At 67.8% G+C, this 20283-nt stretch carries 18 protein-coding genes and 1 pseudogene; all 19 read right to left on the bottom strand.

From position 1 onward, the window contains the following. Nucleotides 1-110 precede the first annotated feature (110 nt). A complete protein-coding gene (gene murD, locus ACQ858_RS01955; RefSeq protein WP_431275180.1) occupies nucleotides 111-1796 on the bottom strand; it encodes a UDP-N-acetylmuramoyl-L-alanine--D-glutamate ligase in 1686 nt (561 codons plus the stop codon). Between the two features lie 7 nt (nucleotides 1797-1803). Next, the gene (gene mraY, locus ACQ858_RS01950) at nucleotides 1804-2982 is read right to left on the bottom strand and encodes a phospho-N-acetylmuramoyl-pentapeptide-transferase (protein WP_431275179.1); all 1179 of its coding nucleotides are present in this window, start codon (nucleotides 2980-2982) and stop codon (nucleotides 1804-1806) included. A gap of 18 nt (nucleotides 2983-3000) precedes the next feature. After that, entirely contained in the window at nucleotides 3001-4452 is a 1452-nt protein-coding gene (locus ACQ858_RS01945; RefSeq protein ID WP_431275178.1) for a UDP-N-acetylmuramoyl-tripeptide--D-alanyl-D-alanine ligase, read from the bottom strand. Beyond that, nucleotides 4449-5932 (bottom strand): annotated as a pseudogene (locus tag ACQ858_RS01940) (UDP-N-acetylmuramoyl-L-alanyl-D-glutamate--2,6-diaminopimelate ligase). The gene ACQ858_RS01945 and the pseudogene ACQ858_RS01940 overlap by 4 nt, the downstream one beginning before the upstream one ends. A gap of 8 nt (nucleotides 5933-5940) precedes the next feature. Beyond that, complete coding sequence (locus ACQ858_RS01935; RefSeq protein WP_431275177.1) at nucleotides 5941-7689, bottom strand: peptidoglycan D,D-transpeptidase FtsI family protein; 1749 nt, start codon at nucleotides 7687-7689, stop codon at nucleotides 5941-5943. Between the two features lies 1 nt (nucleotide 7690). Next, nucleotides 7691-8038, bottom strand: a complete 348-nt coding sequence (gene ftsL / locus ACQ858_RS01930) for a cell division protein FtsL (RefSeq protein WP_431275176.1) — start codon at nucleotides 8036-8038, stop codon at nucleotides 7691-7693. A 3-nt stretch (nucleotides 8039-8041) separates the two neighbouring features. Beyond that, nucleotides 8042-8983: a 16S rRNA (cytosine(1402)-N(4))-methyltransferase RsmH gene (rsmH, locus tag ACQ858_RS01925; RefSeq protein WP_431275175.1), complete on the bottom strand. Its 942-nt coding sequence runs from the start codon at nucleotides 8981-8983 to the stop codon at nucleotides 8042-8044. Nucleotides 8984-8991: 8 nt separating this feature from the next. Continuing rightward, nucleotides 8992-9420, bottom strand: coding sequence for a division/cell wall cluster transcriptional repressor MraZ (gene mraZ, locus ACQ858_RS01920; RefSeq protein ID WP_340358928.1), 429 nt, complete (start codon nucleotides 9418-9420; stop codon nucleotides 8992-8994). 260 nt (nucleotides 9421-9680) lie between these two features. Beyond that, nucleotides 9681-11006, bottom strand: a complete 1326-nt coding sequence (gene hslU, locus ACQ858_RS01915; protein WP_431275174.1) for an ATP-dependent protease ATPase subunit HslU — start codon at nucleotides 11004-11006, stop codon at nucleotides 9681-9683. 7 nt (nucleotides 11007-11013) lie between these two features. Beyond that, complete coding sequence (gene hslV / locus ACQ858_RS01910) at nucleotides 11014-11559, bottom strand: ATP-dependent protease subunit HslV (RefSeq protein ID WP_431275173.1); 546 nt, start codon at nucleotides 11557-11559, stop codon at nucleotides 11014-11016. Nucleotides 11560-11645: 86 nt separating this feature from the next. Continuing rightward, entirely contained in the window at nucleotides 11646-12473 is an 828-nt protein-coding gene (locus ACQ858_RS01905) for an STAS domain-containing protein (protein WP_431275172.1), read from the bottom strand. Continuing rightward, a complete protein-coding gene (locus tag ACQ858_RS01900; protein WP_431275171.1) occupies nucleotides 12470-13174 on the bottom strand; it encodes a hypothetical protein in 705 nt (234 codons plus the stop codon). Before ACQ858_RS01900 ends, ACQ858_RS01905 begins: the two co-directional genes overlap by 4 nt. Nucleotides 13175-13204: 30 nt before the next feature. Next, nucleotides 13205-13876 (bottom strand): RNA polymerase-binding protein DksA, encoded by a 672-nt coding sequence (gene dksA / locus ACQ858_RS01895; protein WP_431275170.1) that lies wholly within the window; start codon nucleotides 13874-13876, stop codon nucleotides 13205-13207. 535 nt (nucleotides 13877-14411) lie between these two features. Next, nucleotides 14412-15458 (bottom strand): CobW family GTP-binding protein, encoded by a 1047-nt coding sequence (locus ACQ858_RS01890; protein WP_431275169.1) that lies wholly within the window; start codon nucleotides 15456-15458, stop codon nucleotides 14412-14414. A gap of 203 nt (nucleotides 15459-15661) precedes the next feature. Next, complete coding sequence (locus tag ACQ858_RS01885; RefSeq protein WP_431275168.1) at nucleotides 15662-16864, bottom strand: class I SAM-dependent rRNA methyltransferase; 1203 nt, start codon at nucleotides 16862-16864, stop codon at nucleotides 15662-15664. After that, nucleotides 16861-17853 (bottom strand): tyrosine recombinase XerC, encoded by a 993-nt coding sequence (locus ACQ858_RS01880; protein WP_431275167.1) that lies wholly within the window; start codon nucleotides 17851-17853, stop codon nucleotides 16861-16863. Before ACQ858_RS01880 ends, ACQ858_RS01885 begins: the two co-directional genes overlap by 4 nt. A 104-nt stretch (nucleotides 17854-17957) precedes the next feature. Beyond that, a complete protein-coding gene (locus ACQ858_RS01875) occupies nucleotides 17958-18566 on the bottom strand; it encodes a YdcF family protein (RefSeq protein ID WP_431275166.1) in 609 nt (202 codons plus the stop codon). Then, nucleotides 18563-19252, bottom strand: coding sequence for a DUF484 family protein (locus ACQ858_RS01870; protein ID WP_431275165.1), 690 nt, complete (start codon nucleotides 19250-19252; stop codon nucleotides 18563-18565). The genes ACQ858_RS01875 and ACQ858_RS01870 overlap by 4 nt, the downstream gene beginning before the upstream one ends. After that, nucleotides 19249-20124: a diaminopimelate epimerase gene (gene dapF, locus ACQ858_RS01865; protein ID WP_431275164.1), complete on the bottom strand. Its 876-nt coding sequence runs from the start codon at nucleotides 20122-20124 to the stop codon at nucleotides 19249-19251. Before dapF ends, ACQ858_RS01870 begins: the two co-directional genes overlap by 4 nt. Nucleotides 20125-20283 lie beyond the last annotated feature (159 nt).

Below are 20283 nucleotides of genomic sequence, written 5' to 3'. Positions count from 1 at the left end.
GCTGGGGGCGGCCCGGCGCTGCGCTCATGCAAGCCCCCATGCTCGGCACTTCGTGTCCTCGCTGCCCCCCGAGGGGGCGCGAGCTTGCTGGGGGCGGCCCGGCGCTGCGCTCATGCAAGCCCTCCCTCGGCCGCGAGGTCCTGGACCGTCTCGCAGAACACGGCCGCCCGATGCGCGTAGTCCTTGAACATGTCGAAGCTCGCGCAGGCCGGCGACAGCAGCACCGCGTCGCCGGGCTGCGCGCGCTCGGAAGCGAGCTTGACCGCTTCTTGCAGCGACGCGGCTTTCTGCATCGAGATGCCGGTGGATTCGAGGGCCGATTCGATCTGCGGCGCATCGCGCCCGATCAGCACCACCGCGCGCGCGTACTGGCGCACCGGCGCGGCGAGCGGCGTGAAATCCTGCCCCTTGCCTTCGCCGCCGAGGATCACGACCACCCGGCGGTCTTCGCCCAGGCCGATCAGCGCGGCGACCGTCGCACCGACGTTGGTGCCCTTGCTGTCGTCGAAATACTCGACGTCCTTGATGATCGCGACCGGCTCGACGCGGTGCGGCTCGCCCTGGTACTCGCGCAGGCCATAGAGCATCGGCGCGAGCTGGCAGCCCGCGGCCGATGCAAGGGCGAGTGCCGCCAGCGCGTTGAGGGCGTTATGCCGACCACGGATGCGCAGCGCATCGGCCGGCATCAGGCGCTGGATGTGGATCTCTTCTTCCGGGGCGGCGGCGCCGCGCTTGCGCTTCTGCGTCTCGTCGGCTTCGAGCGCGCGCACCAGCCACGCCATCCCGTGCAGCTTCTCGATGCCGTAGTCGCCCGGGCGCTCCGGCATGCCCGCGCCGAAGGTCACCACGCTGCGGGGCGCCTGCCCCCTGGCGAGCTTCACCGGCGCGGGGCGCATCGCCATGACCGCCTGGTCGTCGCGGTTGAGCACCATCGTGCCCTGCTTGCCGAAGATGCGCGCCTTGGCCGCCGCGTAGGCCGCCATGTCCCCGTGCCAGTCGAGGTGGTCCTGCGTCACGTTGAGCACCGTGGCGGCGGTGGGCTCGAAGCCCTGCACGCCGTCGAGCTGGAAGCTCGACAGCTCGAGTACCCAGACCTCGGGGAGCGTGCCGGCCTCCATGCGCTCCGACAGGGTGTCGAGCAGGGTCGGGCCGATGTTGCCGGCCACCGCAACCGTCTTGCCGGCGCGCAGAACCAGCTGGCCAGTGAGCGCGGTGACCGTCGTCTTGCCGTTGGTGCCGGTGATCGCGAGCACGGCGGGCTCGTAGCCCTTGGGCCTGGGCGGCGGCGCGATCACTTCGGCTGGCGGCGAGAACGAATCATCGTCCTCGTCCCCGGACGCGGTTGCGGGTTCGGTCGCATCGGTCGCCTCGGAGGTCGGCGGCTCCGGCGCGGCGGGCCCTTCGCTCGCATCGGCGGACCCGGCTGCTTCGGCTTCCGCGTTCAGCGCCATCGTCCGCAGATCGGCCAACGCCTGCGCGAACAGATCCAGTTCGCCGCCCACCGGCAGGCCGACCGCGCGCGCGGCTTCGACCACCGCCGCGACATTGGCAGGCGAAAGCCCGGGCGAGCGGTACACCGCGCGCACCGGCGTGCCTTCGATCAGCGACGCCGTGAACGGTCCGCCGACGAAGCTCGCGCCGGGCAGTTCCGCGCGCAGCGTCGCCAGCTGGGGCGGTGCTTCGCGCGTGTCGGCCACGGTGACCTTCGCGCCGTGGCGCGCACACCAGCGCGCCATCGCGAGCCCGGACGCGCCGAGGCCGAGGATCAGAACGTGGAGGTCCTTGAGATGCAGCATCGCCCGCCTACCGCAGCTTCAAGGTGGAAAGACCCACGAGGCACAGCAGCATCGTGATGATCCAGAAGCGCACCACGACCTGCGTCTCGCGCCAGCCGCTCTTCTCGAAGTGGTGATGCAGCGGCGCCATCTTGAGCACGCGCCGCCCCTCGCCGAAGCGCTTCTTGGTGTATTTGAAGTAGGTGACCTGCGCCATCACCGAGATCGCCTCGACCACGAAGATGCCGCCCATCACGAAGAACACGATCTCCTGCCGCACGATGACGGCGATGGTGCCGAGCGCGCCGCCGAGCGCGAGCGCGCCCACGTCGCCCATGAACACCTGCGCCGGATGCGTGTTGAACCACAGGAACGCAAGGCCCGCGCCCGCCATCGCCGAGCAGAACACCAGCAGCTCACCCGAGCCGGGGATGTGCGGGAAGAGCAGGTAGCGCGAGTACACCGCGCTGCCGGTGACGTAGGCGAACACGCCGAGCGCGGAACCGACCATCACCACCGGCATGATCGCCAGCCCGTCGAGGCCGTCGGTGAGGTTCACCGCGTTGCTCGCGCCGACGATCACCAGGTAGGTCAGGATCACGAACCCGATGCCCCCGAGCGGGTAGCTCACTTCCTTGAAGAAGGGCACCAGCAGGTTGATCTTGGGCGGGAAGTCCAGGTCGAAGCCGGAACGCACCCAGGAGAAGAACAGTTCGAGCACGCGCCAGTTGGAGCTCTCCGAGATGCTGAACAGCAGGTAGAAGGCCGCGACCGCGCCGACCACCGACTGCCAGAAATACTTCTCGCGCGAGCGCATGCCCTCGGGGTCCTTGCGCACCACCTTGCGCCAGTCGTCGACCCAGCCGATCGCGCCGAAACCCATCGTGACCCACAGCACGATCCAGACGAACCGGTTCGACAGATCGAACCAGAGCAGCGTCGCGAGCGCGATCGAGAACAGCACGAGCACGCCGCCCATGGTGGGCGTGCCGCTCTTGGTGAGGTGCGTCTCCATCGCATAGCCGCGCACCGGCTGGCCGATCTTGAGGGCGGCGAGGCGGCGGATGACGAAGGGCCCCGCGGCCAGCCCGAACAGCAGCGCGGTCAGCGACGCCATCATTGCGCGGAAGGTCAGGTACTGGAAGACGCGCAGGAACCCGAGTTCCGGCGACATCCCCTGCAGCCATTGGGCAAGTGTCATCAGCATGATGTGAACGAGCGCGGTTCATGCGGCATGACCGGCCTCCCTGTCTTGTTGTTGCGGCACCGAAGCGATGACGGCCTGCACCACGCGCTCCATCTTCATGAAGCGCGAGCCCTTCACCAGAACGCTCGCGGCGCCCGGCAGTTGCGCGAGCACGGCGGCGTTGAGCGAATCGATGTCGCCGAAATGCTGCGCCTGGCCGTTGGCAGGGGCGCCGTACGCCGAGACGCTGTGCACCGTTTCGTCGCCCAGCGCGAACACGGTCTCGATGCCGCGCTCGCGTGCCCAGGCACCGACTTCGGAATGGAATTGAGGCCCCTGGTCGCCGACCTCGCCCATGTCGCCGATGACCAGCATGCGCGGGCCGGGCAGGCTCGCGAGCACGTCGATCGCGGCGCGCATGGAATCGGGGTTGGCGTTGTAGGTGTCGTCGACGAGCGTGATCGTGCGCCCGTCGGGGAGGCGAAGCTCGACGGCCTTGGAGCGCCCCTTGACCGGTTCGAACGCGGCCAGCCCTTCGGCGATCCGGTCCGGCGAAACCCCGCTGGCCAGCGAGCACGCGATGGCCGCCAGCGCATTGACGACGTTGTGGCGACCCGCGATGCGCAGCGCGCAGCGCACCTCGCCGACCGGCGTCCGCGCCGCGAACTTCCAGGCGCCGTGCTGCCATTCGGCGGCCACCAGGGCGATGTCCGCATCGGGATGCACGCCGAAGGTCAGCGTACGCCGCGTCGCACCTTCACGCGCGATGGCCTGCCACAGCGGCGCGAACTCGTCGCCGAAGGGGAACACCGCCGTGCCGCCGTTGGGCAGCGCGGAGAAGACCGCGGCGTTCTCGCGCGCCACCGCCTCGACGGTGGCCATGAATTCCTGGTGCTCGCGCTGCGCGTTGTTGACCAGCGCGATGGTGGGCCCGGTGATCGCGGCGAGGCGCGCGATCTCGCCCGGATGATTCATGCCGAGCTCGACCACCGCGCGCTGGTGCCGCGGCTGGAGCCGCAGCAGGGTCAGCGGCACGCCGATCTCGTTGTTGAAGTTGCCGGCGGTCGCGAGCGCCCCTTGCCCACTGGCGACGCGCAGGATCGACGCGATCATCTGCGTCACCGTGGTCTTGCCGTTGCTCCCGGTGACCGCGATCAGCGGCAGGTCGAACTGCCCGCGCCAGCCGGCCGCGAGCGCACCGAGCGCGACCAGCGTGTCCGGCACCTCGAGGCCCGGCAGGCCCGCGGCTTCGAGACCGCCGTGCGCGAAGGCCGCGACCGCACCGCGCGCCTTCGCGTCGGCGAGGAACTGGTTGGCGTCGAAACGCTCGCCCTTCAGCGCCACGAACAGGTCGCCGGCCGCGAGCGTGCGCGTATCGGTGTGGACGCGGAGGATGGGCGTCGCGGGATCACCGACCAGGCGCGAACCCGGGACCCAGGCATGCGCCTCGCCGAGCGTCATCATCGGAACCATGGCTTGCGATTCGGTCATGCGCCGCTCCTTCGGGTGAGCGCGTCGATGGCATGCGTGCGGTCGGAGAACGCGATGCGTTCGCCCGCGATCTCCTGCCGGGCCTCGTGGCCCTTGCCGGCGATCAGCACCACGTCCTCGGGAAGGGCCTGCGCCAGCGTGTCGGCGATCGCCTTCGCGCGGTCGGGCTCGACCTGTGCCGCCTCGGGGCTCGCCAGTCCGAGCAGGATCTGGCTGATGATTGCGGAGGGCTTCTCGCTGCGCGGGTTGTCGCTGGTCACGACCACGCGGTCGGCCTGCTTTTCGGCGACGGCGGCCATCATCGGGCGCTTGGCCGTGTCGCGATCGCCACCGCAGCCGAAGACGCACCAGAGCGCGCCGCCGCGCTGCCGCACGAGCGGGCGCAGCCCCGCAAGAGCCTTGTCGAGCGCGTCGGGCGTGTGCGCATAGTCGACGACCGCCAGCGGATGGCCGGCCACGCTGAGCCGCTCCATGCGACCCGGCACACTGCCGAGGCCGATGCACGCGGCCACCGCGTCTTCGAGCGACAGGCCGAGCGCCCGCAGCGCGCCGATCACGCCGAGCAGGTTCGAGACGTTGTACTGACCGATGAGCTGCGTCGACAGCCGCACCGGCGGCATGCCCTGCTCCACCACACTGAAGCCGAGGCCTTCGGTGTCGTAGCCGATGTCCTTGGCCACGAGCCGGGCGTGCGCACCTGCGGCGGACACGGTCCAGACGTCGGGCGCGCCCACGCCGGTCTCGATCAGGCTGCCCACCAGCGCGGCACCATGCACGTCGTCGATGTTGACCACCGCCGCACGCAGACCGGGCCAGCGGAACAGTTCGGCCTTGGCCTGCCAGTAGGCATCCATGCTGCCGTGGTAGTCCAGATGGTCCTGGGTGAAATTGGTGAACACCGCGACAGCGATCCGCGTGCCGTCGAGCCGTCGCTCGACAATGCCGATGGAGGACGCCTCGATCGCACAGGCGCCGAATCCGCGATCGGCGAAGCCGCGCAGCTCGCGCTGCAGCAGCACCGGATCGGGCGTGGTCAGCCCCGTGTAGGTCAATTCGGGCGGAACGCCCACGCCCAGTGTGCCGACGACCGCGCACGGCGCGCGACCGGACCGCGACAGCGCCTCTGCAAGCCACCACGCGGTGGACGTCTTTCCGTTGGTCCCGGTGACCGCGAGCACGTCGAGCTGCGCGGAGGGGTTGTCGTAGTAGGCAGCGGCGATCGGCCCCGTCGCCGCCTTCAGGCCCGGATAGGTCGCGATCGCTTCGGCTTCGAATCCGAAGACCCCGCTGCCTTCGGCCTCGACCAGGCAGGCCGCGGCGCCCTGCGCCAGCGCGGCCGGCACGAAGCGTCGGCCATCGGTGGCAGCACCGGGCCAGGCGATGAAGCCGTCGCCGGCGCCGATCGGACGACTGTCCGCGTGCAGCACCCGCGCACGCGCGACCGCAGCCAGCGCGCGGCGTCGTCGGGGGTGCGAAGCATCGTCGTCATCAGAAGCTCTCTTCCACGCCCTTGGTCACCACCAGGGGTTTGACCGCGAGGTCGGGCGCCACGTTCATCATGCGCAGCGTCTGCTGAACCACTTCGCTGAACACCGGGGCGGCCACGATGCCGCCGAAATACTGGCCGTTGCTCGGCTCGTCGATCATCACCGCCACGATGATGCGCGGCTTCTCGATCGGGGCGAGGCCGGTGAACCACGAGCGGTACTGCTTGCTCGCGTAGCCGCGGCCGACCTGCTTGTGGGCCGTGCCGGACTTGCCACCCACCGAATAGCCGATGGTCTGCGCGAGCGGACCGGTGCCGCCGGGTCCGGCCGCCATCTGCAGCATCTTGCGCACCGACGCGGCGGTCTGCGGCGAGAACACCTTGACGCCAACGGCGGGCTCGCTGCTCTTGAGGATGGTCGCCGGAATCACGTCGCCGTCGTGTGCGAAGGCGGTGTACGAATGCGCCATCTGGAACAGCGACGCCGACAGGCCGTAGCCGTAGGCCATCGTGGCCTGCTCGACGGGCTTCCACGACTTCCATGGCCGCAGGCGGCCCGTGACCGCACCGGGGAACTGGATCTGCGGCTTCTGCCCGTAGCCGAGCGCGGTGTAGGCGTCCCACATCTCGTGGGGCGTCATCTTCTGCGAGATCTTCAGCGCGCCGATGTTGCTCGACTTCTGGATCACGCCCTCGACGGTCAGCGAGCCATAGTTGTGCGTGTCGCTGATCGTGAAGCCGCCCAGGCTGTAGCGCCCCGGCGAGGTTTCGATCACGGTCTGCGGCTTGATGCGCCCCGCCTCGAGCGCGGTGGCGACCGTGATCGGCTTCATCGTCGAGCCGGGCTCGAAGACGTCGGTCAGCGCGCGGTTGCGAAGCTGCTCGCCCGTGAGGTTCTGGCGCTTGTCCGGCACGTAGCTCGGGTAGTTGGCCAGCGCCAGCACCTCGCCGGTGATCGCGTCGAGCACCACCACGCTGCCGGCCTTGGCCTTGTGGAATGTCACCGCGTCGCGCAGCTTCTGGTAGGCGAAGAACTGCACCTTGCTGTCGATGCTGAGCTGGATGTCCTTGCCCTCGACCGGCGGCACCTGCTCGCCCACGCCCTCGACCACGCGGCCGAGGCGGTCCTTGATGACGCGACGCGAACCGGGCTTGCCTGCCAGGTCCTTGTTGAAGGCGAGCTCGATACCTTCCTGGCCGTTGTCCTCGACGTTGGTGAAGCCCACCACGTGCGCAGCCGATTCGCCTTCGGGGTACTGGCGCTTGTATTCCTTGCGCTGGTAGATGCCCTTGATGTTCAGGGCCGCGATTTCCTTGGCGATCGGCTCGTCCACCTGGCGCTTGACCCAGACGAAGCTCTTGTCCTCGTCCTCGAGCTTCTTGTCGAAATCCTTTTGCGGCATGCCGAGCAGCTTGGCGACCTGGCGCAGCTTGGCCTTGACCTCGGGATCGTCGCGCTCGATGTCCTCCGGGATCGCCCAGATGCTCGGCGCGACCACGCTCTGCGCGAGCAGCAGGCCATTGCGGTCGAGGATGCGGCCGCGATTCGCCGGCAGCTCGAGCGTGCGGGTGAAGCGCACCTCGCCCTGGCGCTGGAAGAAGGCGTTGCCGAACACCTGCACGTAGGCCGCACGCCCTGCAAGCACGATGAAGCCGAGCGCAATGCCCGCGACGATGAACCTGCTCCGCCAGACCGGGGTCTTGCTGGCGAGCAGGGGGCTCGTCGTGTACTGGACGCTGCGGCGGGCCATCTCAGTGCGCTCCTCGCGTGGCGGAGGTGCGCTGCGCGGGCGCGGTCGTCGAAGGCGCGGGCGCGGCGACGGCCGGGATCACGGTGCCGTCCTGGCGCACGTACTGCGTGATCGCCGGCGTGGCCGTACGCATCTTGAGCTGCTCCTTCGCGAGCTTCTCGATGCGCAGGGGCGTGGCCTGTGCGCGCTTCTCGACCTGCAGGCGGTCCTGGTCGAGTTCGAGCCGCCGGGTTTCGAGCTCGACCCGATGCAGTTCGGTGAAGAGCTGCCGCGACAGGTACTGCGTGTGCACGAGGTACATGGCCGAGCCGAGCACGGCGATCAGCAGGAGCAGGTTCAGGCGGGCCAAGGCTCAGCTCCCACCCGCAGTGCGCTCTGCGATGCGAAGGATCGCGCTGCGCGCGCGTGGATTGCCGTCCACTTCGGCTTGCGACGGCTTCACCCGACCCAGGGACTTCAGCTTCATCGCCTTCGGCGCAGCAAAAGGCGCGCGACGGTCATAGACCTCGCGCGAATGCTTCGCGATGAACTGCTTCACGATGCGGTCTTCCAGCGAATGGAAGCTGATCACCGCGAGCCGACCCTGGGGCTTGAGCACGTCGAGACTCGCTTCTAGCGCCTGTTGCAGCTCTTCAAGCTCGGCGTTGATGAAAATCCGAAGAGCCTGAAATGTGCGCGTTGCAGGGTTCTGGCCCGGCTCGCGGGTTTTGACCGCGCCAGCCACGAGCTGGGCCAGCTCGGTGGTGGTTGAAATTGGGCCCCGTTCTTGTCGGCGAGCAACAATCGCCTTTGCAATCTGAACAGCAAACCGTTCTTCGCCATAGTCACGAATCACCTCCGCAATCTGCTGCTGGTCGGCCGTTGCCAGCCACTCGGCCACGCTCTCTCCGCGCGTGGTGTCCATGCGCATGTCGAGCGGCCCCTCGAAACGAAAAGAAAAACCCCGGGCGGGGTTGTCGATTTGGGGAGAGCTGATTCCGAGGTCCAGCAGCAGGCCTGACACGCTGGCCGGCTGGAGCTCTCCCAGATCCTTGAATCCCTGGTGACGGATGGAAAAACGCGCATCCTGGATGCGCGCTGCTTCGGCCACCGCTTCCGCGTCCTTGTCGAACGCGATGAGGCGGCCCTCCGGCCCGAGCCTCGCGAGGATCGCGCGGCTGTGCCCACCGCGGCCGAAGGTTCCGTCCACGTAGGTGCCGGCGGCAAGCGACGATGCGCCGGGCGGCATGTCGGGGAAGAGGGCATCCACCGCCTCTTTCAACATGACGGTCGTGTGGGTCCATGGCTCGTCCACTTCGCGCCTCAGAACGAAAAGTCCTGGAATACGTCCGGCATCTGGCCTTGGGTGGCTTCGGCCTCCTTGGCATCGTAGGTCGCCTTGTCCCAGAGCTCGAAGTGGTTGCCCATGCCGAGGAGGAGGGCATCGCGCGTGATGCCGGCCGCAGCGCGCAACTCGGGCGACACCAGCACGCGACCGGTGCCGTCCATCTCGACATCCATCGCATTGCCGAGGAAGACGCGCTTCCACCACTGGGCCGACATCGGCAGCTCGGCAATGCGCTCGCGAAACTTCTCCCACTCGGGGCGCGGGAACACCATGAGGCAGCCGTGGGGATGCTTGGTGATCGTGAGCTGGCCGCCGGCGGTCGCGCTCAGGACGTCACGATGCCGGGTCGGCACGGAGAGCCGCCCCTTGGCATCGAGACTGAGCGATGAAGCGCCTTGAAACACGACCTGAAAACCCCGCTTGAGAGAGCCGCCGCATGGGTTCTTGCGGCAGTTCTCGACACTTTTTCCCACTTAACTGCACTTTTTTGCACTGTAGCAGGAAACGTCTACTGCGCAACGGGAGGTCGCCGGAATTTTTTGTAATGGAATCAACGACTTAGCGGTGTTTTTGCAACCGCGGAAAACCGAATTCCGTTGCAAATGAAGTACTTAGCTCACGCAATGAATGTGTTGCGTGAAGCGTTCGTTACACAGCGCGGGAATCAGAGAATGAATCGAGAGAGATCTTCGTCGTGACTTAGTGCCGAAAGCCGCGCATCCACATAGGCGGCATCGATGCGCACCGACTGGCCGCCCAGGCGGGTGGCGTCGAAGCTCACCTCGTCGAGCAGGCGCTCCATGACCGTCGAGAGGCGCCGCGCCCCGATGTTCTCGGTGCGCTCGTTCACCTCGTACGCAATGCTCGCGAGCCGGGTGATGCCATCGGCGGTGAATTCGAGGGTGACGCCCTCGGTCGCCAACAGCGCCTGATACTGCTTCACGAGCGAAGCCTGCGTCTGCGTCAGGATGCTTTCGAAGTCCGACACCGAGAGCGACTGCAGCTCGACCCGGATCGGAAAGCGGCCCTGCAGCTCGGGGATCAGGTCGCTCGGCTTGCTCAGATGGAAGGCGCCGCTCGCAATGAAGAGGATGTGGTCGGTGCGCACCACGCCGTACTTGGTGCTCACGGCCGTGCCTTCGACCAGCGGCAGCAGATCGCGCTGCACGCCCTGCCGCGAGACATCGGCGCCCTGCCCTTCGGCGCGCGAGGCGACTTTGTCGATCTCGTCGATGAAGACGATGCCGTTCTGCTCGGCATTGCGAATGGCCCGGCTGCGGATCTCGTCCTCGTTGACCAGCTTGGCCGCCTCTTCCTCGATCAGGAGGCGCATCGCCTCGGAGATCCTGAGCTTGCGCGTCTTGCGCTTGCCGCCACCGAGTTGCCCGAACATGCCACGAAGCTGCTCGGTCATTTCTTCCATGCCGGCGGGGCCCATGATCTCGAGCGGCATCTTGGTGTCGGCGAGCTCGATCTCGATTTCCTTGTCGTCCAGCTCGTGCTGGCGCAGCTTCTTGCGGAAGGCCTGCCGCGTGGCGTTGCCGGCGTCGGAGGTGCTGCCGCCGTCCGGCAGGCGTGCCGGCGGCAGCAGCACGTCGAGGATGCGCTCTTCCGCGCCATCTTCCGCGCGCATGCGGACCTTGGCGCTCTCGGTCTCGCGCGTCTGCTTGACCGCGATTTCGGCGAGATCGCGGACGATCGAGTCGACGTCCTTGCCGACGTAGCCCACCTCGGTGAACTTGGTCGCCTCGACCTTGATGAACGGCGCATCGGCCAGCCGCGCAAGCCGGCGCGCGATCTCGGTCTTGCCGACGCCCGTCGGGCCGATCATGAGGATGTTCTTGGGCGTGATCTCGGCGCGCAGCTTTTCCTCGACCTGCTGCCGGCGCCAGCGGTTGCGCAGGGCGATCGCCACGGCGCGCTTGGCCTCGGGTTGCCCGACGATGTGGTTGTCGAGTTCGGAAACGATTTCCTGGGGTGTCATGGACATAGCGGGCTCACAGACTTTCGACTGTGTGGTGCATATTGGTGTAGATGCAGAGTTCGCCCGCGATCTCCAGCGACTTGCGGACGATCTGCTCGGCAGTCAGATCGGTACTGTCGACCAGGGCCTTGGCCGCGGCCTGCGCGTAGGCGCCGCCGGAACCGATCGCGACGATGCCGTTCTCGGGCTCCAGCACGTCACCGTTGCCGGTGATGATCAGCGAGGTGGTTGCATCGGCCACCGCCAGCATCGCCTCGAGCCGGCGCAGGACGCGGTCGGTGCGCCAGTCCTTGGTGAGTTCGATGGCGGCGCGCGTCAGATGGCCCTGGTGCTTCTCGAGCTTGGCCTCGAAGCGCTCGAACAGGGTGAATGCGTCGGCGGTCGCGCCGGCGAAGCCGGCCAGCACCTTGCCGTGATAGAGCCGGCGCACCTTGCGCGCGCTGCCCTTGATGACGATGTTGCCGAGGGTCACCTGGCCATCACCGCCGATGGCCACCTGGTCGCCATCAGCGGTCTTGCGACGCACGCTGATGATCGTGGTTCCGTGAAATTGTTCCATGCGACATTATCTTTGGTCGCCCTCACGCCTGCCGCTCTGCGAGTGGACGCCCACCCCCGGGCAGGGGGCGATCGGAGCAGCCAGGTTCAGTCCCGGGTCTTCACGGCCGCCTGGTCGGCGATGCCGATCACGCCGAAGAACGCCGCGACCAGGCGATGCGCGTCGGTGAACTGGACGCGCTGCCCGCGGGCATGCCGCGCCGTGACCCAGTTGAGAAGCGAACCCGCAGCGGCGAAGTCCATGCGGACGAGGGCGGCACAGGAAATGTCCGGCGCGGCCGTTTCGCCGAGTTCGCCATCGAGCCGCTGCCAGGTGGAAAGAGACTCGCCGGCCAGCTCACCGCTCAGGGTCGCGCTGCCTGCCTGCGGCGCACCGCCGGAGAAGCTGCCGGGCTTGGTGGCTCTCGGGAGATCGAGCGGCAAATAGCTGCCTTTGGGGTCCTCCCAGGGCGGCGGCGACACTTCATAGGTGATGCAGTAGTTGAGCGCCAGGAGTTCGAACTCGTCGGCCCGGTGCATCACGCGCAGCGCAGCCATGTGAAGTTGCCACCAGACCGCGTCGACATTGCGTTCATTGGCCGGCGTCGCCTCGGCCAGGACCAGCAACAACTGGTCCGCCCCCGCAAAGCGCAGCTGGACCGTCGAATCCGCCCAGTGATTGAGCAAGGCGCGCAACGGCCCCGCGGCGTCGGCCTCGATGGTGTCGAGAGCGGTCCAGTCGAGTTTCCACGAAGGTCCGGCCGCGCCGAGGGCGCGCGTGAGGCCGATCAGGGCCTCGCGCGTGAGACGCGGCGGGCTCGTCCAGTCCGCCCCGCCCGCCTGAGGCGTACCCGGCGGCGTCAGGGGCGCTGATGCCGCACGGACGGAATTCGCCAGCGCGCGGAACGAGATCCAGTCGGGCGGCGTGCGCTTCATGCGCTGCGCATAGCGGGTGCTCGCGGCAACGAATTTCTCGGCGTCGCCGGTGGCGCGATAGAAATCAAGCAGCGCGCGCCAGGTGTCGTCGTGACCCCCGAGGGACTGTCGGGCGCCAGCGCCTGGAGAAGGATCGCTTCGGTGCCGGCGTCGTCGCCGTGGGCGAAACGGATGCATGCCTCCTCGAGGCTGCCATCGTGCGTGGGCGCATCGGCAGCAGGAAGCTGCGCGCCGGTGCCACCCTGCGGCACACCGGGCACGGTATCGGCGTAGGCGCGCGAGTGCTGGACGGCCATCGGTTCGGCTGGCGCCCCCTCGGCCTTTTCCTCGGACCGCGCGTTGCGGGCCTTCCACCACTGCTGCGACATCTGCTCTTCGATCTCGTCGATCTTCTTGAGCGTGAGCGCCCTGCCCTCGGACTTGCCCGAGGTGCTGCTGACATTGAAGGCGGACGGCGTCACCGCCGCATCACGGCCGCCGGCGGCCTCGCGCTGCCGTAGCTTGCGCAGCATGTCGAACTCGCGGCGGCGCACGAAATCGTTGCGCTGCCGCCGCTCGATCATCTCCTTGAGCATTTCACGGCTGTAGCCGTTCTCGAGCGACGAGGAATCGTCGGCGTCGAGCTCCGACCAGTCCTTCAGCGGATTGCGAACGAACTTCGCGACCTTCGACAGCAGGCGGCCGGTTTCTTCCTTGCCCATGCGCTTCGTCTCCGTCCGGCTCCCGCGGGATCAGTCCCCGAACATCTTCTGCTTGAGCTCGCGGCGCTGCTGCGCCTCGAGGGACAGCGTGGCGGTCGGGCGGGCCAGCAGGCGGCCGACGCCGATGGGTTCGCCGGTTTCGTCGCAGTAGCCATAGTCGCCGGCGTCGATGCGCTGGATCGACTGCTCGATCTTCTTGAGGAGCTTGCGCTCGCGGTCGCGCGTGCGCAGTTCGAGCGCGTGCTCTTCCTCGATGGTCGCGCGATCGGCCGGATCGGGCACGACCACGGTGTCCTCACGCAGGTGCTCGGTCGTCTCGCCGGCGTTTTCGAGGATGCCGCGCTTGAGTTCCAGAAGCTTCAGGCGGAAGAACGCCATCTGCTTTTCGTTCATGTATTCGGAGTCGGGCATCGCGATGACTTCGGCGTCCGTCAGTTCTTCGGCGGACTTGGCCTTCCAGTTGTTCGCGAGCTTGGGGTCCTTCTTGATCGCGACCGGCGGCGGCGGGACGAGCGGGTTGGACGAGGTTTGCACGAAGCTGGATTTCGCGGCAGTCGACGCGACCGCCTGCGGCATGGAGGGCACGGTCACCTGCGACAGCCGGGACGACGGACGCGCGCTGCGGGCGGGCACGGAGGCGGCGGTCCCGGCGGGAGTCACCGTGGCGGTAGAGGATTCGGAGGCGGCAGCCGTTTTTTTCATGGGAGTCGGTGGTGCAGATGGCGCGGGGTGGAAACCGGCCGGTTTGGAGGACGAGGCGCCGGCAGTCGCCGCCTTGACCTTGCTCGTGGCGGAGGCCGTTGATGCGGCGGCGGGCTGGGCGGGCTTTGCAACTGAAACCTTCTTCGCTGCGGGCACAGCCTGCTCGGCAACCGCCGTCTTCTTGACGGCCGGCTTCGACGCTGGCTTGGCTTTGGCGACAGGTTTCTTCACAGTGACTGGCTCCTTCGACGAACTCGAACGCACATTCAATGGATGTCTCCCGCGTGGATTTCACGGGTGCTCGCCTACGGCGAACCCAAGGGTTATACCCCTGAAAACGACCCAGAAACGCACGCAGTCTTATCCCGGAAGTCACACACCGCCCTAAAAAAAGGACGGGGTGGCTCCCGGAACAGGCGCGCGATTGTATAGAGAAGTGGAGCCGGCCGGTGGGACAGCCCCCACGCGTCGCGTTGCGTGTCGTCACTGCCCCCAAGGGGGCCGCAGACCGGCTTGGGGCGGCCTGGCGCCGACCTCAGACCAGACACTGGTCCAGCCCCTGCTCCAGGATCTCGCGCGGCAGGTCGATGCCGATGAAGACCATGCGGCTGCTGCGCTTCTCGTCGGGCCCCCAGGCGGGGCCGAGATCGCTGCCCATGAGCTGGTGCACGCCCTGGAAAATCACCTTGCGCTCGGTGCCCTGCATGTCGAGCACGCCCTTGTAGCGCAGCATGCGCGGGCCGTAGATATTGACCACCGCGCCGAGGAAGTCCTCCAGCCGCGCCGGGTCGAACGGCCGATCGGCGCGATAGACGAAGCTCTTCACGTCGTCGTCGTGGTGATGGTGGTGCCCGTGACCGCCGTGCTGGTGCGAGGGGTGGTCGCAGTGCTCGCCGTGCGCGTGGTCATGGTCGTGCTCGTCCTCTTCCTTGAGGAAGTCCGGATCGATGTCCAGCTTGGCATTGAGGTTGAAGCCGCGCAGGTCGAACACATCCTTGAGCGGCACCTCGCCGAAATGCACCTTCTGCTGCGGCGCGCGCGGGTTCATGTGCTTGAGGCGGTGGATCAACGCATCCGTTTCCTCGGCCGCGACCAGGTCGGTCTTGCTGATGAAGATCTGGTCGGCAAAGCCCACCTGCCTGCGCGCCTCCTGGCGGTCGTTGAGCTGCTGGGGTGCGTGCTTGGCGTCCACCAGCGTCAGGATCGAATCCAGCAGATAGCTCTCGGCGATCTCGTCGTCCATGAAGAAGGTCTGCGCCACCGGGCCCGGATCGGCGAGGCCGGTGGTCTCGATCACGACGCGATCGAAGTCGAGCAGGCCCTTGCGCTTCTTGGCGGCCAGCAACTGCAGCGCTTCCCGCAGATCCTCGCGGATGGTGCAACAGATGCAACCGTTGCTCATCTGGACGATCTGCTCCTTGGACTCGGTCACGAGGATGTCGTTGTCGATGTTCTCCTCGCCGAACTCGTTCTCGATGACGGCGATCTTCTGGCCGTGCGCCTCGGTCAGGATGCGCTTGAGCAGCGTGGTCTTTCCGGAGCCGAGAAAGCCGGTGAGGATGGTGGCGGGAATGAGGGCCATAGGTATGAATCTCCCCCAGCCTCGCCCACTTCGTGTGGCTCTGCACCCCCTCTCCGGGGGCGCACCCGGCGGCCCGGCAGAGCCGGTTCCGCGGGTGCCCTGGCCTGGGTCGGGCCAGTTTCAGACGTGTGGCGAAGCTGGTGGTTGTGAAAAACGGAAAGTTTAGCGACGGCCGGCCGGCCCCGCTTCGCTAGGGTCAAGCGTTATTTGCGCACGACCACCAGGCCTTTCAAGTATTCGCCTTCCGGGAATTCGATGGTCATGGGATGGTCGGGCGCGGCGCCGAGCCGCTCGGTGATGTAGCCGTCCACGCCCGCATCGATGCCCGCCGACGCCACGATCTTGTGGAACAGATCGGCCCCGATGCCGCCGGAGCACGAGAAGGTCAGCAGATGCCCGCCCCGCGCGAGCAGCTTGAAGGCCTGGCGGTTGAGGTCCTTGTAGGCGCGCGCGGCCCGCTCGGCATGGGCGACGGTCGGCGCGAACTTGGGCGGGTCGAGCACGATGGCATCGAAAGTCCGGCCTTCGTCCACGAAGCGGCGCAGCGAGGCATTGACGTCGGCATCGAGGAACTGCGCCTGCGCGTCGTCGAATCCGTTGAGGACCAGGTGCGCCCGCGCCCGTTCGAGCGCCGGAAGCGACGAATCGATCGAGATCAGCTCGGCCCCGGAGACAGCGCCCGCCGCCTTCAGCCCCGCCAGCGCGGCGACCGTGAAGCCGCCCGTGTAGCAGAAGCAGTTGAGCACGCGCCTGAACCGGCGTCTCGCCGCCAGCTCGGCGAAGCGCCTGCGGCTGTCGCGCTGGTCCAGGTAGAAGCCGGTCTTGTGGCCGGTCGCGATGTCGAGGCTGAGGCGCCACTCGTGCTCGCGGATCGTGAGCTCGGTTTCGCCGCTGCCGCGCAGCCAGCCGGTGACCGGCGCGAGTCCTTCGCGCTCGCGGCCGCTGGCGTCGGAGCGCTCGTAGAGCTTCCCCAGGCCGGTGGCCGCGAGCAGGGCATCCGCCAGGACACCCTTCCAGCGCTCCACGCCGGTGGAGAGAAACTGCGCCACCAGCGTGTCGCCGTAGCGGTCGACGATCAGCCCCGGCAGCCCGTCGGCCTCGCCATGGACGAGGCGCACGCCGTCGCTTCGCAGATCGAAAAGGCTCCGTGCCTCAACCGCGCTCGCAACCCGTGCGCCAAAGAACGCGGCATCGATGCGCTGCTTCTCATCGAAGCTCCAGGCCCGGGCGCGGATCTTGGAGTCTGGACTGAACGCCGCCCAGGCGAGGAACTTGCCGTCGCTGGATTCGATGCGCACGGTTTCGCCCGCATCGCCACCGCCCTTGGCGATGGCGGATTCGAACACCCACGGATGGCGCCGCTGCAGCGAGCGCTCCTTGCCGGGTCGGAGACGGAGGACTTTCATGGCTTGCCGTTCTTGATCTTTCTTTCGTCCGCGGACGGCTTGCGCTCGTCGCGGGCGCGCGCCCTGGGGTGGGCGGCGTCATAGGCCCGCGCGAGATGCTGGAAATCCAGCCGCGTGTAGACCTGGGTGGTGGAGATGTTCGCGTGCCCGAGCAGTTCCTGCACCGCGCGCAGATCGCTGCTCGATTGCAGCACGTGGCTCGCGAAGGAATGCCGGAGCATGTGGGGATGCACCGGCACGGCGAGGCCGGCTTTCAGGCTGCGCTGGCGCAGCTGCTTCCAGACCGACTGCGCCGAGAAACGCAGGCCGTTGCGGCCGATGAAGAGGGCAGCCGCGCTTTCGGGATTGCACAGGCGCGCCGCTTCGTTGGCCGGACAGTCGTCCCGCACGGCGAGCCATGCGCGAAGCGCTTCTGCAGCCTTGCTGCCGACAGGCACGAGGCGGCGCTTGCTGCCCTTGCCGAACACATTGGCTTCGGCCGATTCGAGGTCGACCCAGCCGCGCGCCGCGGGACTGGGCCGCACGTCCAGTCCGGTCAGTTCGCTGACCCGCAGGCCGCAGCCGTAGAGAAGCTCGACGATGGCGCGGTCGCGCGCTTCGGCCCAGGGGTCGGCTTCCGCGTCATGGAGTTCCGCGAGCTGGACGGCGTCGTCGACCGCGAGCGCCTTCGGCAGCGGCCGGTCCGCTTTCGGCGCGTGGACATCCTGCACCGGATTCGATCCCACCAGCCCCTCATGGCCGAGCCACCGATAGAAGCTGCGCCAGCACGAGAGCACCAGCGCAATGCCGCGCGACTCGCGCCCGGCGCTGTGGAGCTGCGCCATCCAGCGCCGCACGTGCACGGTCTGGACCTTGTCGAGCGCGACCCCGGCCGCATCCGCCTTCTCCGCGAGCGCCTTCAAGTGGATGCTGTAGAGCTCCACCGTGCGCGCGGCAAGCCGGCGCTCGACACGCACGTACTCAAGATAGCGCTCGATCAACTGGGACACGTTTCTCCTTCCAGAAACACCGCGGAACCGGCTCCGCCGGGCCGCCGGTGTTGCCCCCGGCCGGGGGTCGGCGGCCACACGAAGTGGGCAAGCCTGGGGGCGAGCTAAAAATTCCCGGAATTCTTGACGATCGCGAAGGGCTCGCGCAATGCGCCCTTGAACACCATGCCCCAGCGCTGCCAGCAAGAGGTGGACGCGGCGGCGTACTGGACGTCGAACATCCGGTCGAAACCGGATGCGCGCACGAGGCGCTCGATCCGCCAGAGATGATAGGGCTCGGAGACGACGATCACGCTCTGCACCCCCGCCGCCTGCATCAGCGGGCTGGACATCGAGAGGTTCTCGCGCGTGGTCTGCGAGCGCGGCTCCAGCAGCAGCGGCCCAGCGTAGCCGGCCGAACGGGCGTGCTGCTCCATCACCTCGGCTTCGATGCGGCCATCCTCGCTGTCCACCCCGCCGCTGAAGACGAGCTTCCGCACGAGCCCTTCCTTTGCGAGCGCGATGCCGGCATCGACACGGCCGGTCAGGCAGGGATTGGGCTTGCCGTCGCGATAGGCCCGGTTGCCGAGCACCAGCGCCACGTCCGCCGCGCGCTGCGGTGGATGCGCGAGCACCTCGCGCGCGTGCCGCCAGACCGTGACCGAGATGGAGACGTAGCCCAGCAGGAAGACCAGGAGCGCGCCCCACAGGCCGCGCCGGAGCGCGCGACTCAAGACCGCAGCCGCGAGAGCGCGCTCGAGGCGAGCTCGGCGATGCGCTCCAGGAACTCGGTGCCCATCTCGGCGTTGTAGCGCTGCGCATCGGGCGAGGCGAGCACCAGCAGGCCGAAGGCCGGCAACTCGGGCGAGTCCCGCAGCGGGATCAGCGCGATCGAGACGGCGGCCTGCGGCTCGGCCAGCCACGTGGCCGCCTCGAAACCGGAATTCAGCCCGCAGTACGGCGCCGTCAGCGAGGTGACGAGCGTCTTCACGTCATCGCTCACCGATTGCGTGTAGGGCTCGTCGAAGTAGGCGCTGTCGCAATCCCAGACCTTGATGGCGGCCTGCGGCACCAGGAAGAGGCTTTGCAATTGCAAAGCGATCTCCATCGGAAGCTGGCGCGGATCGCGCGTGGTCAGCAGCGCGCGCGTCCAGCGCTGGAGCCGGTCGGCCGTCACGCCGTTCTCGGTGCCGTGGCGCACCATGTCCATGATGCGGTGTTCCAGCGCCTTGATCTTCTCGCGCAGCATCTCGGCCTGCCGCTCCTGCAGGCTGACCGCGCGGTTGCCGTGCGGGCTGGTGAGCTGCACCTGTCCGAGCAGCTGCGCGTGGCGCTCGAAGAAGTCCGGGGTGTTCGACAGGTAGTTGGCGATGTCGTCTTCGGTGATCGGGTTCATGACGTCTTGGTTGATGTTCTTCATGGCAGCTCCGGCACTTCGATGTCGCCTTCAAATACGGTCACGGCCGGCCCGGTCATGAGGACCGGCGCGCCGTCGCCGGCCCATTCGATGGTGAGCACGCCGCCGTGCGTCTCGACGTCCACGCGCGACGCCAGCAGGCCGAGCCGGATGCCGGCCACCACCGCCGCGCAGGCGCCGGTGCCGCAGGCCAGGGTTTCGCCGGCGCCGCGCTCGAAGACGCGCAGCCGCACGTGCGAACGGTCGACCACCTGCATGAAGCCGGCGTTGACCCGCTGGGGAAAACGCGGATGGTGTTCGATCAGCGGCCCTTGCACGGCCACCGGCGCCGTGTCGACGTTGTCGACCACCTGCACCGCATGCGGATTGCCCATCGACAGCACCGCGACCGAGACGATCGCGCTGTCGGCATGCGTGCCCAGCGCCAGATGCCACCTGTGCCAGCCGTTCTCGTGCAACGGGGTGAGCCCCGCCATGTCGAAGGGAACGCGCGCGGGCTCGAAGATCGGTGCACCCATGTCCACGGTCACGCGGCCATCGGCGCCCATGCGCGGCTCGATGACCCCGGAGAGCGTCTGCACGCGCACCGCGCGCTTGGGCGTGAGGCCGTGCTCGTGCACGAAGCGCATGAAGCAGCGCGCGCCGTTGCCGCACTGCTCGACCTCGCCGCCGTCGGCGTTGTGGATCACGTACTGGAAATCGACCCCTTCGCCGGGCGACGGCCGCACCGACAGGATCTGGTCGGCGCCGACGCCGAAATGGCGGTCGGCCAGGAAGCGGTATTGCGCCGGCCCCAGGCCGAGCGGGCCGCGGGTTTCGTCCAGCACGACGAAGTCGTTGCCCGCGCCTTGCATCTTGGTAAAGCGGATTCGCATCGCGGAATTATCTGCTGGCGCGCGACACGGAGCCGGTCGAGCGCAGTCGTGATCTGGATTATCTTCACGCAATGGCTTCCCAAGACCCCGCCTTCATCCCGAACGCCGGTGAACTCCCCGTGGTCCCACTGCAATTCATCGCGAGCCCGCGCCATGCCG

The organism is Variovorax ureilyticus (assembly GCF_050632185.1).
Taxonomy (GTDB): Bacteria; Pseudomonadota; Gammaproteobacteria; order Burkholderiales; family Burkholderiaceae_C; genus Variovorax; species Variovorax ureilyticus_A.
This window is presented reverse-complemented; position numbering and strand designations above follow the sequence as displayed.